Here is a 13,374-nt window from a genome sequence, read left to right as displayed (position 1 = left end):
TCTCTTGTTATCAGTATTACACAATTGCTGCAGAAGTCATTGACATTGGACGTGAAATGTGTCGGCTATGATATTTTTCAGCCATTCGTTCTGCAAGAGTAACCAACTTTTCAGCATTTGCAACTTTAATATCTTCTGGCACACGCTGACCGTCTGTAAGATAACCGATAGGTAAGTTATTTTGAATAGCTGTATCGATAATTTCGCCAACACTTAAACTCTCGTCGAGTTTAGTAAAGATGCAGCCTGCAAGTGGTATTTTCTTAAAACGTTGAACATTTTCTTGCATGACTCGTTGTTGTGCATTGGCAGCCAACACTAAGTAATTACGAATATTCACTCGAGAGTTGCCGACTAAAGTCGCTAGGTGCTCCGCCAAACGCATATCTCTCTGCCCCATGCCGGCAGTATCTATTAACACGAGTTTTTTATTTGAAAATTCATGAAGTAAACCATCAAGTGCATTGCTATCTTTGGCCATTTTCACCTGACAACCGATAATTTTTCCATACGTGGACAACTGCTCAAATCCACCAATTCGATAACTATCCGTAGAAATCATTACCACGTTATCGCTACCGTGAATTTGTGCAAAGCGTGCTGCTAACTTAGCAATCGTCGTTGTTTTACCAACCCCCGTAGGACCGACTAAAGCAACCACGCCACCACGATGAATAATATCATTACTGGTAGTGTTTAATTGTTGTGTTAATAATTTTTTGGCGTGCTGCCAAGCCTGATCTTCATTAACCGAGTGAGGAATAAAGCGTGCAACCTGCTCAGCAAATTGTTCAGTGATACCTATCGACATAAGGCGATTAACCAACACCGCTTTTAGTGGATCTTTTTGCGCCATATCTTGCCACATGAGCCCAGACACTTGATGTTCAAGCAATTGACGAATACTGTGCATTTCTTGACGCATTTGTTCTAAATCATCGTTTTTAACTGTATTGGCGTTATTCGCCGCAGCCGCCCGATGCTCTTCAGGTGCTTTAGTTAATATTTCAGCCGTTTGTGAATTTATCGCAGTGTCATGCTGAGCATTGCGCTCTAACCTATCGGTGAAGCTTTTCAATTGACGTTCTAAATCACTTTCATTTGACTTGCGCTCTTGTGGCTTGTCTTGCTGAGCTTGACGCTTTAACAAAGCTGCTAGGCTATCAGCAGGTGGCTGTGAGGACGCAGTTACTTTTGAGGCAGAGCTTAATGAAACTACGTCGCTTGAAAGCTCATCAAGTTCTTGTGAAGAACGATTACTGGTGACTTCTCGAGAGCGCTGCGGCGTAGCTTGTTCGTTGTTACTTTCTGCTGATTGCAAGTAATCTACAGCAGCCATTAACTCAACACCATCAGCAGTTTTTTTATTCGACATGATCACCGCGTCTGGCCCTAACTCTTCTTTAATTTCGAGTAATGCGGTTCTCATATCCTTGGCGACAAAACGTTTAATTTTCATAGAAAAACTCCTACACAGCCCTTACTGCTGAACAACACCTTTATTGACCAATTGAGCTAACAATCTTAATTTGCTTATCATCCGGAATTTCTTGATAAGAAATCACTCGAAGTCCCGGAATGGTATATTTAACAAACTTGGCCATGACTGATCTTAACATTCCAGAAGTTAATAGAATTGGAGTTTCACCCGCCATTTCTTGCTGTTGCGCACCCTCAGTTAATGATTGCTGGATACGTTCTGCAAGACCTGGCTCAATCCCCGCGCCATCATCTCCTGCCATCTGCATTGACTGATGCAACATCTGTTCCAGTTCTGGCGACAATGTTATGACAGGTACTTCAAGCTCAGGTCCAACAAGCTCTTGAATAATAAACTTGCGTAATGTGATCCGCACTGCCGCAGTTAATACTTCGGGATCTTGACTCTTTGGACCGTACTCAACTAAAGTCTGAACAATACTGCGCATGTCTCTAACTGGAACCCCCTCATTCATCAAGTTCTGTAGTACTTTCACGACAGTTCCGAGTGTCAAGACATCAGGAATTAAGCCTTCAACCAATTTCGGATAATGTTTCGCCAATTTATCCAGTAAGTTTTGTACCTCTTCATGACCGAGCAATTGTGAGGCATTATTGGTTAATACTTGGCTTAGATGAGTTGCAAGGACAGTCGCTGAATCAACAACAGTGTAGCCAAGCGATTGAGCTTGCTCTCTTTGATTTTGGGTGATCCACACCGCATCTAAGCCAAATGCCGGGTCTTTGGTTTCAACGCCATCAAGTTTGCCATACACTTGACCTGGATTAATCGCCAAATCATGATCATGACGTATTTCTGCTTGACCAATAGTCACCCCCATCAATGAAATCTGATAGCTATTGGGATCAAGATCTAGGTTATCTCGAATGTGCACCGCAGGTACGAGAAAACCAAACTCTTGCGACAGCTTCTTACGAACCCCTTTAATTCGATTTAATAATTCACCGCCTTGCCCTTTATCGACTAATGGGATCAAGCGATAGCCGATTTCTAAACCAATAATATCGACATGGTTAACATCTTCCCAACCTAAATCTTTTACTTCAGATTCTTGTTGCTCAGTTTCTACTTTTTCAGCTTGTTGCTGTTCAATCAGCTGCTGTGCCTTGTTCAATTTATGTTTGCTGCTCCAATAAGCACCACCTGCAATGATAGCAGCGAACATTAAGAACGCTAAATTTGGCATACCAGGGACAATCCCCATGACAAACATCACACCAGCAGCAATATATAACGATTTTTCTTGCCCGAGCTGATTTGAGACTTGCTGTCCCATGTCCTGAGTGGTATTTTGACGGGTAACAACAATGGCGGTACCAACAGATAAAAGCAATGCTGGAATTTGGGCAACCAAACCGTCACCAATAGTTAATAATGTATAGATTTCAACCGCACTATCAAAGGTTAAGTCGTGCTGCACCATGCCGATAACAAGCCCACCAACAATATTGATAAATAAAATCAATATACCCGCTATCGCATCACCTTTAACAAACTTACTAGCACCATCCATTGAACCATAAAAGTCGGCTTCTGAGGTGACTTCGACACGACGTTCACGAGCCTGTTCTGCGGTAATAAAACCTGCATTAAGGTCCGCATCAATCGCCATTTGTTTACCAGGCATAGCATCCAAGGTAAAGCGTGCTGTTACTTCTGAAATACGGCCTGCACCTTTGGTGATAACAACAAAGTTGATAATGATGAGGATCAAAAACACCACTAAACCAACAGCATAATTACCACCAATAACCACAGACCCAAAAGCTTCGATCACTCTTCCTGCTGCATCAGGACCTTCATGCCCTTCTAACAACACTACCCGAGTACTGGCGACGTTAAGCGCTAACCGTAAAATAGTGGCGATTAAGAGCACCGCGGGGAACGAACCAAAATCTAAAGGTTTTAGGGTGTAGACGGTGATTAACAATACCACCAAAGACAAAGCAATATTGAACGAGAAGAGAATATCCAATAAAAAAGCAGGCAAGGGTAAAATCACCATACCAAGCGCTGCCATTACCAATAATGGCGTGCCTACCCCTGACAGGTAACTAAACTTTTTTTGCTTTAGCTGATTAAAACGAGCGGCTAGTTGCATTACTACATCACGTTAGTTTTTTGACACATATCCGTCAAAAGCAATATCCAGACCAACACGAGCAACTCAGTAACTTACGTACGCTAACAGGAAAATAAAACAGCCAAAACTTGGCCGTTTAGCAAAGTAGTAGTCGCGTTAGCAAAAACTTAATAGCGAAATGTTTCAGGAATAGGAAGATTGCCCGATAATGCCTTGGGTCGTTTTCCTTTACCTTTTTTGTGCTCATTAAGTTGAAAAACAAATGCTAAGACTTGCGCAACCGCAGCAAATAACTCTTCAGGAATTTCATCGTCTACTTCCGTGGTGTAATAGAGAGAGCGAGCAAGTGCCGGCGAGGCAATAATTTCAACGCCATGCTCTTTAGCAATGGTGCGAATATGAATGGCCATCTGGTCAATGCCCTTAGCAATAACGACAGGAGCGCCAGTGCCATCGGTATCATATTTTAAAGCAACCGAAAAATGGGTTGGATTGGTAATAACAACATCAGAATTTGGCACTTCTGACATCATCCTACGCTGCGACATTTCATATTGGGTGCGTCGTATACGGCCCTTTATTTCTGGGCTACCCTCAGTGTTTTTGTTCTCGTCTTTGACTTCTTGCTTGGTCATCATTAACTGCTTAGTGTGATTCCATTTTTGGTATGGCGCATCAATGATGACAATAATAATTAATGAGCACGCCAAAACAAGAAACATCCAAAGCAGCATTTCAACAGAGTGGGAAAAATTATTCGGTATCGCTTCTATACTTAATGCCAAAATTTCAGCAAATAAATTATCCAATAGAAGGTAAGCCACGATACAAACAACGAAAAACTTTAAAATGGATTTGAGCAACTCCACCCAAGCTTGGGTACCAAACATTCGTTTAAAACCTGCTAAAGGTGAGAGTTTACTCGCTTTGGGCTGCATCGCTTCCCAAGAAAAATTCAATCCACCAAGTAAGGTATTGCCAATAAATGCAGCAATCATAATAATGACAAAAATCCATAAGATAGGTACTAACAATGATGACAAGCTATCACTAACCACTTGATAAAGCGCATGAATATCCATCGCCTCTCGCCGGCTAACGCTAAACAAGCGTTTCATTACACCAGCTAAGCCTTCCACTAAGCGACTCCCCACGAGCATCAGCGCTACAGCACTACCAACTAATACAAATAATGTACCTAAGTCTTTTGAACGAGCAATTTGTCCTTTCTTACGTGCATCTGCGAGCTTTTTCGCGGTCGGTTGTTCGGTTTTTTCACCACTGTCTTTTTCAGCCATTATGACCTCTGACAATCAATCAAGTAACAGCTTAAGTCTAACGCTCTTTGCCATTGAGATTCAAAGTGAATAAAAAAGTTATCCAATGTCAGCCACATAATAATCAAACCCGAACACATGGTGATCGGGAAGCCTATCGCAAAGATATTAAGTTGAGGCGCTGCGCGAGTCATAATTCCAAAAGAGAAGTTAATCAACAGCATTGCGGTGAGGGGAGCCATTGCCAATGATAGTGCGGTTGCAAACATCCAACTGCCCCATTCAACAAGATGAAGAAACTTCACTGTTTCAAAACTTTCGAGCGGTATTGGTAGCGTGACGAAACTTGCGACGACAAAATTTAGATACGCTAGATGACCATCAAGCCCCCAAAACAATAATGTGGTTAAAATCAAGAAAAATTGTCCTACGGCTGGCACACTCATGCCACTGCCAGGATCAACTAAAGAGGCAAATCCTAAACCTGACTGCATCGCGATAATTTGACCGGCTAGCGTAAAGGTGTTCACTACCATAATGGTGACAAAGCCAATCATCACACCTATCAAAGTTTGTTCTGCCACGAGCAAAACCGTCTCAAATGAAAAAAGCTCAGCAACTTGTACAGGGGGAATAGCAGGCATAATAGCAAAGGTTATTGCTACACATAAAAACAGCTTGATCCTCATTGGAATGGTTTGAGAACCGAGCCCCATCATTGCCATAATTAGGGCGGAAACTCGTGCAAATGGCAACAAAAAGTCAGCCAGATATTGTAGAATAACTGACTCGGTAAATTCCATTAACTCACCACTGAAGGAATACTGTCAATGAGCCGAATGGTATAGTCCATTAACTTTTGTACTAGCCAGTGTCCCCCAACAATTAACGCCAACAAGGTGACAATTAAACGAGGTAAAAAACTTAAGGTTTGCTCATTGATCGAGGTAGCCGCCTGAAACACCGCGACAATTAAGCCGATGATAAGACTCGGCACGATGATAGTACTTACTAATAAAATGACTAAAAATAATGCATCACGTAATATATCAACAAATACTTCTGGGCTCATCAGGTTGCTCCTAAACCATAGCTTGTTGCAATGGTACCAATCACGAGATTCCAGCCATCTACCAATACAAATAACATCAATTTAAACGGCAGAGACACAATCATCGGTGACAGCATCATCATACCCATTGCCATTAGGACACTCGCGACAACCAAATCAATGATCAAGAAGGGGATAAAAAGCATAAAACCTATTTGGAACGCGGTTTTCAACTCACTAATAATAAAAGCAGGTATAATCACCGTCATCGGTAAGTCTGAGGGCTGATCAACCTGTTCAATACCCGCCATACTGGCCAATGTCGATAAGTCTTTAATTCTCGTTTGTTCTAACATAAAGGTACGAATAGGAACTTTTGCAACATCTATCGCTTGAGTTGACGTCATTTGGTCCGCCATATATGGCGCTATTGCCCGATCATGAATTTGATTATAAACGGGCGTCATAATAAACAAGGTCAAAAATAATGTCAGTCCAATAATCACTTGGTTAGAAGGGGTTTGTTGCAAGCCAAAAGCTTGTCGAAGTATTGCCATAATAACGACGATACGCGTAAAAGACGTCATCATAATAACCGCAGCAGGTATAAAACTGAGTGCGGTCATAAACATTAATATTTGCAGCGTAACAGAATACTCTTGAGAGCCGTCTGGATTGGTGGTTAACTTAACCGCTGACATCGACAAGTCTTGTGCTAAGGCTGTATGGCCAATCATCACCGCCATTAAAGTGATCAGTGTCAAAAGCCATGGCTTAGCCATCAGTGTGTTTACTAATGCTTTAATTTTTATCATTTTTATTATTAACACCGGTTAGAAATTTAGCGAGTGGGTTATTCACACTGGTGCCATTTGTATCGGCCGTCATTGGCACATCAAGCGTTTTCAGCAAGGTGATTTGTTGGCCACTAACACCAAGCAATAGTTGTTGCTTCTGAACCTCAACCACCACTAAGCGCTCTTTAGGGCCTAAATTAAGGCTGGCAATTACCTTCATTCCAGATAAAGATTTGCTGGTTAAGTTAAACTTTTTCAGTAGTAATGCGCTAACGATTATAACGCCTAACACCATCAGCAAAGAGATGAGCATTGCACTGGCATCAATATTAGGGTTAGCATGTTTGCCAACCTCCACCTTCTCAACTTGTGCAGATACATTAAAACACGCTGCAAGGCATAACCCTGCAGCGAACTTACTTAAGCTTTTTAATACGTTCAACTTGACTAATAACATCTGTTAATCGAATACCAAATTTGTCATTGACGACGACAACTTCACCGTGAGCAATGAGTGTTCCATTGACGAGCACATCCAAGGCTTCACCAGCAACCCGGTCTAACTCTACCACTGACCCTTGGTTTAACTGAAGTAAATTTCTTATGCTAATATGGCTGCGCCCTACTTCCATTGAAATAGTAACAGGAATATCTAAAATGGCATCAAGTTTACGCTTTTCTTCACCTGAAATCGGAGGCTCTTCCTCTTGAAGTTCGTCAAGCTCTACCTTTTGGCCAGCTTCTGCGGCTTCGGCTTCGGCTTGCTCTTCCATCGCCTCATCCCACATGCCTAAATCATCATCATTTTCTTCACTCATACCTTTAACCTCAGGTTATTAATACTCTAAATCGTCTTCTAATAAATGTAATTCAGCATCACTGTCTAGGCGTTTACCGCCTTTGGTAAGAATAGTGAGCTCTGATTTAACCGACTCAGGACGTTTAATTTTTTCTTTAATCTGTATCGCAACATTATCACGGCTCTGACCAAGCTTAGCTCTAAAGGTTGGCAGCTCCTCAATTAACACGGTAATGTGCTCTGGCATTTCTATTGGAATTATATCGCCAGCTTTCAACTCCATCACTTGCTGTAATGATAAGTTAACTTCAATAAACTTCGTCGTCAGCTCTACCGGCACATCCATAATTTCATCACGTAACGCCTTCGACCAACGCATATCGGTGTCTTCTTTATCACTTTGCACACCGGCATCTAGTAACTCTCGAATTGGCTCAAGCATCGCATAAGGTAAGGCAACATGAAAATCACCACCACCGCCATCGAGTTCAATGTGGAAAGAACTGATAACAACAACTTCGGTTGGGCTGACAATATTCGCCATTGAAGGGTTAACTTCTGAGTCAAGATATTCAAATGATACGTCCATTACTGGCGACCAAGCTTCTTTGTAATCTTCGAAGATTAATTTTAATAGCATTTGAATAATACGACGTTCAGTTGGGGTAAACTCACGGCCTTCAATTTTGGCGTGATAACGACCATCACCGCCAAAAAAGTTATCGACTAAGATAAAAACTAAACGGGCTTCCATGGTAATTAACGCTGTACCTTTTAAAGGTCTAAAACGCACCATATTCAAGCTAGTAGGTACAAACAAGGTATGTACGTACTCACCAAACTTGATCATTTGAATACCATTAATTGATACTTCAGCGGTTCTTCGCATCATATTAAATAAGCTAATTCGCATATGACGGGCAAAGCGCTCGTTGACCATTTCAAGGGTCGGCATACGCCCACGAACGATACGATCTTGAGATGAGAAATCGTAGTCAGATGTACCTTCCCTTGAAGCTACATCCTCTACAACTTCGTCCTCTTCGACTTCATCTACGCCATGGAGTAACGCATCAATTTCGTCTTGTGATAATAAATCGCTCACTCAATTCACTCTTTTGGCTAACTTAAATAACTGCCTTGTGCTCTATTGCATCACAAAGCCAGTAAATAATACCTGTTCAACTATTTTTGCATCTTCTATATCTGTCATCACTTTTTGCACTTCTGACAACGCTTTTTGTTTTAACGACGTTTTCCCCGCACTGGTCGCTAAATCATCAGCATTCGATTGGGTAAACACCGCTAATAAGGTACTTTCAATTAGTGGAATATGCTTTTTCGCCGCCTCGTCGTTTTCACTGCCTCTTACCAGCAATTGTACGCGAATTTCGACAAACCGGTCCCTAGAAGCGCCAGGAACATTAAAACGAAAAGGTCTAGGCATAGGCACATAAAGTGCAGTTCCAACTGAAGCTTTATCAACGTTGGCCCCACCACTACTTGTTTGACCGCTGCTAAGCGCCGCATCTAATTCAGCTTGAGATACATCGTCACCACCTGACATCAAGAAATACCCACCAGCACCTGCCGCAATCAAGACCACAACCGCAATGATGATGATCAACTTTTTCTTTTTACCGGAGTTATCTAACTCTAATTCTTTTTCATCAGCCATGACTAACCTTCATCATTAAACTTCTATTATGGTTTAAACTATATCGTTGTTGGGCTCTTATGCAAAAGCATTTCTTTGATTAAACATAGTAATCGACGCCAGTTGCTGAAGCTTTATACAATTGGTTGCCGACTAGACCCATTTCAATTTCCTGCGTGTCAGCATCATTCCCTTGTTGGTGCCTAGAGAGTTCACCTTGTTCACTGTCACCTTTAGTTTGCTTTTCTTGTTGCTCAACACTGGCATCACCAACATTAACACCGCTGTCTGACATCATATCACGTAGTTTATTCAAATTTTGCTCTAATGCGTCTTTAGCTTGTTGATTTTGAACTACAAAACTCACTATGGCTTGTTCATTCTGCATATTAACTTTAACCTGCATACTGCCAAGCTCTGGCGGATCTAAACGAATTTCTACCTGTTGGAGCTTTTGGTTCATCATCACCATCACTTTATCTTTAACCGCTTGATTAAAGTTTTTGCCATAAATAGCAATCGTTTCTTGATGTTGATTAAGCATTTGTTTTTGGTTTGTCGCTTCAGCATTATTAACCGCGTGACGTTCTATAGCTTGTGCTGCAATATACTGCTCACTAGCGCTATAGCTTGCCGACACACCTTGTGTCATTGCATGACTAGAAAGTTTAATCGCACCTTGTTCTACTGAGGCACCAAAAGTAAACGCTTGCTTTGGTTCATTTGTTTTTTTATGGCTATTATCAAGATTAGTAATATCCTGATCACTGTCTTCAAAGTTTATTTGCTCTTCTATTGTAACTTCGTTTCCTTGTGGATCTGCGCTAGATTTAAGTCCATTAACAGTACTGTAGTTTACCGTTGAGTGCTGCTTCGTATTTTCGTCATTGGTTTGCTTTTGATGTGCACCACTAACGAAAGACACGACTTTATCTGCTTGTTGACGATCTTGCCCAGAAGAAGCTTCAGATACTTGTTTTTGAACCGCTTGCGCTATTTTACTTGGAACTGGTTGCACGTCAGCAGCTGCTCTATCATTTTTCAATGTTTGATTAATCACTTCAGTTTCTTTTTGAGTCTTGTGACTCCCTTCTTGCAACGCTAATCGAACTTGTTCCTCGATTTCTTGCAATTTATTTGCCTTTGCCGATTGTTCATTATTATCACTGTTTGATTCAAAGCTCAGCTCAGTATCAATTTCTTTACTAACTTCTGGTGTAACCCTAGCCGTAGTTTCGCTTGTCTTGTCATTATGTTTGACAGCACCGCTGTCTGCAGTAGTTGTTGTCGAGGCGGCACTTTTTTGCATATCACCACCTTCATCATTTGATTCTAGTGGTTGATGCTCATTAGCAATATTGTGTTGATTCAACTTAACCTGTTCTTGCGTTTTCTGTGTGCTACTGTTTTTCTGCTGCAAAAGTTCAAACTCTGTTTTGGTTGATTGTGCTAAGCCCACTTTTACCTTAGCACTTACTTCAGCATTCTTAACGTTATCTGAATTATCAGGGGTAGCTTCTGCGTTTTTTGCCGTCAACTGTTTAAAACGTTCAAGCAATGGCTGTTCAATTTTAATTGAGGATGATTTATCTTCAGAACCATGAGTTTTTTGTTGATTGGTTTTATCAAGCTCTTTGTTTTGCTGGCCATCGTTAATGCCTTTAAACTGACGTAACAACTTAACTAACTCTTGTTGCTCCTCAGTGTTATCACCAGAAACTGTTTGATGATCGACGGACAACGCTTTAGAAGTTTTTAACAAAGTTAAAAGCTTTAAGTATTCTTGTTCATCAATATCAGTCTGTGCATCACCAGCTACAGAGGGCTTGATATTTTTAGCTTCTTCTATTTCTTCATGCTCAGCCGAATCAGATACTTTGCCATCAACTTGTTGCTCTTCTCCAGAGGCTTCACTTTTATTTGATTCTATTGGCGTATCGTTATTGATTTCAGATTGCTCTGAGGGCGCTTTTTCTGACGATGATTTAGTATTTTCTTCTCTAACAGAAGTTGATGGCTTAGCTTCTTTGGTTGCTTGTTGTTCGGCAACTTTTTTACCCGTTTCCGCCCTTTCTTTGCCGCCTGATGAATCGCGCTGTTGACTCATTACATCAGAAAACTTTTCACCGTTTTGCGATGAACCGTCAGACTGAATACTCGCATTAACTGCTGTATTTTCAGATGGTTGAGAAATATCTATCGATAAAGCTTTTATTGGTTGCATAACGATTCCTAACGAAAAATGTATCTCGAGGGTAACCTGAAGTTCACCACTCATTTTGCCAATCACTGTTAGTTATACAAATATCGTTCCAAAGATGTTTTAAGAAATTAAGTATCTGCAAATTACTGAGCTAATTTTCGTCTAACAAATTGCTGAGTTGATACCTCATCTAACATAATTTGCTCTTTTTTATTTTCCCGTTGAACCAACTGAAGTCGTTTTTGCGATTGCAAGTGTTCAATCGCTTTAACCCGTTGTCGTTGAGCGAGCCACTGCTGTTTTCGCTGTTCAACTACCGCTTTAGACTGTCTGATGGCGATATCAACTTGTTCGGCAGCATTATCAAGCTTGGCGACGAAGGTATGGAAATGACGATAAGTCGCACTATCAATGCCGCTTAACGCTCGCTGTTCAAGACGCTTCATGTACTCTAAACGATAATCTTTAACACTTTGCGCTCTAATGAGGTTTTGTTGGTATTCTTGCTCGGCAAATTGCAATTGTTGTGCTGCTTTTTGCTCTTTGTCGTGCTCTACTTGAAATAAGGTATCTAATTGCTTTAATAACATCTAAGCGCCTTAATTTGTGTTTTCACTGCTGTTAACACGCTGCTGTGTTTGATTATTGTTATTAGCATGAGCTTGCGCCGCTTGGATAATTTCTTGCAGTTGCGTCAAACTTTGATCATAAGGGATCACTTCATCCATCTTCTGTTGTAGGAAAAAGTCAATCACTGGAGTCACTTCAATTGCATGGTCAATACGTGGGTCGTTTCCTTTACTGTACGCACCAATGGCGATTAGATCTTTGTTTTGTTGGTATAAACTATAAATTTGTTTTAATTGTCTCGCCAGTAACTGATGCTCTTCACTGGTGACCATTGGCATAACTCGACTGATAGACGCTTCAATATCGATCGCCGGGTAATGACCTGAATCAGCTAACGTTCTTGACAGCACGATATGGCCGTCGAGTATTGCTCTTGCCGCATCGGCAATCGGATCTTGTAAATCATCACCTTCTGTTAATACCGTAAAAAATGCAGTGATTGAACCTTGACCAACGCCACCATTTCCAGCACGTTCGACTAATTGTGGTAATTTGGAGAATACAGATGGTGGATAACCTTTAGTTGCCGGCGGCTCCCCTACCGCTAGCGCAATTTCTCGCTGGGCTTGTGCATATCGGGTCAATGAATCGATCAATAGTAAAACGTTTAGGCCCTGATCACGAAAATACTCACTGATCTGCATTGCGGTTTCACAACCTTTAAGTCGCATCAATGGCGAGCAATCCGCTGGCGCTGCTACAACAACAGAACGAGAGCGTCCTTGCTCCCCCAAAATATCTTCAATAAACTCTTTAACTTCTCGACCCCGTTCACCAACAAGGCCAACAACAATCACATCTGCCGTCGTTCCTTTGGTCATCATACCAAGTAACACACTTTTACCAACACCAGAGCCCGCAAAAAGTCCCATGCGCTGTCCTTGGCCAACGGTAAGAAAACTGTTTATCGTTCGAACGCCAACATCCAAAGGTTCTGAAATAGCGCGACGAGATAACGGGTTAATATGTTGACTGGCATAATTAGCCTCTTTATCACTTTTTATTGAGCCTTTGTCATCTAGCGGTTTGCCGACACCATCGACAACTCGCCCGAGCAAGTTCATTGATAGCGGTAATTTTGCTCGGCCACTAACAGGTAAAACCCTTGCTCCTGGCAAAACACCTCGCAGACTTTGCTCCGGCATTAAAAACGTAGTTTCACCTGAAAAACCGACAACTTCTGCTAATAACTCACCAGCGGATGTTTCAACTAAACACTGACTTCCTACAGACGCTTTTACGCCAACCGCCTCGAGCGTCAAACCAACCACTCTTACTAAACGTCCAGCAACAGCAAGCTGATGCGGATGGATATAATCTTGGCATTGACTAAGTCGTTGGCTGAGGTTTTCTATATCGAACATTTCTTTGACGCT

Annotated in this window: 13 protein-coding genes; all 13 read right to left on the bottom strand. The window is 41.5% G+C overall.

The genetic code is table 11. From position 1 onward, the window contains the following. Nucleotides 1-16: 16 nt before the first annotated feature. A complete protein-coding gene (gene flhF / locus ACSLUH_RS01265; RefSeq protein WP_448563763.1) occupies nt 17-1,459 on the bottom strand; it encodes a flagellar biosynthesis GTPase FlhF in 1,443 nt (480 codons plus the stop codon). A 40-nt stretch (nt 1,460-1,499) separates the two neighbouring features. Beyond that, entirely contained in the window at nt 1,500-3,602 is a 2,103-nt protein-coding gene (flhA, locus tag ACSLUH_RS01260; RefSeq protein WP_448563761.1) for a flagellar biosynthesis protein FlhA, read from the bottom strand. Nucleotides 3,603-3,751: 149 nt separating this feature from the next. Further along, nucleotides 3,752-4,882: a flagellar biosynthesis protein FlhB gene (gene flhB, locus ACSLUH_RS01255; protein ID WP_448563759.1), complete on the bottom strand. Its 1,131-nt coding sequence runs from the start codon at nt 4,880-4,882 to the stop codon at nt 3,752-3,754. Continuing rightward, nucleotides 4,882-5,664, bottom strand: a complete 783-nt coding sequence (fliR, locus tag ACSLUH_RS01250) for a flagellar biosynthetic protein FliR (RefSeq protein ID WP_448563757.1) — start codon at nt 5,662-5,664, stop codon at nt 4,882-4,884. Before fliR ends, flhB begins: the two co-directional genes overlap by 1 nt. Beyond that, nucleotides 5,664-5,933, bottom strand: a complete 270-nt coding sequence (fliQ, locus tag ACSLUH_RS01245) for a flagellar biosynthesis protein FliQ (protein WP_448563755.1) — start codon at nt 5,931-5,933, stop codon at nt 5,664-5,666. The genes fliR and fliQ overlap by 1 nt, the downstream gene beginning before the upstream one ends. Next, nucleotides 5,933-6,649: a flagellar type III secretion system pore protein FliP gene (gene fliP / locus ACSLUH_RS01240; RefSeq protein ID WP_448564011.1), complete on the bottom strand. Its 717-nt coding sequence runs from the start codon at nt 6,647-6,649 to the stop codon at nt 5,933-5,935. Before fliP ends, fliQ begins: the two co-directional genes overlap by 1 nt. Before the next feature lie 64 nt (nt 6,650-6,713). Continuing rightward, entirely contained in the window at nt 6,714-7,166 is a 453-nt protein-coding gene (gene fliO, locus ACSLUH_RS01235) for a flagellar biosynthetic protein FliO (RefSeq protein WP_448563753.1), read from the bottom strand. Continuing rightward, nucleotides 7,126-7,527 carry a flagellar motor switch protein FliN gene (gene fliN, locus ACSLUH_RS01230; RefSeq protein ID WP_448563751.1) on the bottom strand — a complete coding sequence of 134 codons (402 nt, stop codon included), beginning with the start codon at nt 7,525-7,527 and terminating at the stop codon, nt 7,126-7,128. The genes fliO and fliN overlap by 41 nt, the downstream gene beginning before the upstream one ends. Before the next feature lie 18 nt (nt 7,528-7,545). Further along, nucleotides 7,546-8,613 carry a flagellar motor switch protein FliM gene (gene fliM / locus ACSLUH_RS01225; RefSeq protein WP_448563749.1) on the bottom strand — a complete coding sequence of 356 codons (1,068 nt, stop codon included), beginning with the start codon at nt 8,611-8,613 and terminating at the stop codon, nt 7,546-7,548. 42 nt (nt 8,614-8,655) lie between these two features. Beyond that, a complete protein-coding gene (gene fliL / locus ACSLUH_RS01220; protein ID WP_448563747.1) occupies nt 8,656-9,186 on the bottom strand; it encodes a flagellar basal body-associated protein FliL in 531 nt (176 codons plus the stop codon). Between the two features lie 79 nt (nt 9,187-9,265). Then, nucleotides 9,266-11,389 (bottom strand): flagellar hook-length control protein FliK, encoded by a 2,124-nt coding sequence (locus ACSLUH_RS01215; RefSeq protein WP_448563745.1) that lies wholly within the window; start codon nt 11,387-11,389, stop codon nt 9,266-9,268. A gap of 122 nt (nt 11,390-11,511) precedes the next feature. Then, the gene (gene fliJ / locus ACSLUH_RS01210; protein WP_448563743.1) at nt 11,512-11,958 is read right to left on the bottom strand and encodes a flagellar export protein FliJ; all 447 of its coding nucleotides are present in this window, start codon (nt 11,956-11,958) and stop codon (nt 11,512-11,514) included. A gap of 9 nt (nt 11,959-11,967) precedes the next feature. Then, nucleotides 11,968-13,362, bottom strand: a complete 1,395-nt coding sequence (fliI, locus tag ACSLUH_RS01205) for a flagellar protein export ATPase FliI (RefSeq protein WP_448563741.1) — start codon at nt 13,360-13,362, stop codon at nt 11,968-11,970. Nucleotides 13,363-13,374 lie beyond the last annotated feature (12 nt).

The sequence above is a fragment of the Thalassotalea ganghwensis genome (genome assembly GCF_053485795.1).
The sequence above is the reverse complement of the archived record's forward strand: the minus strand, read 5'-3'. Positions and strand labels throughout refer to the sequence as shown.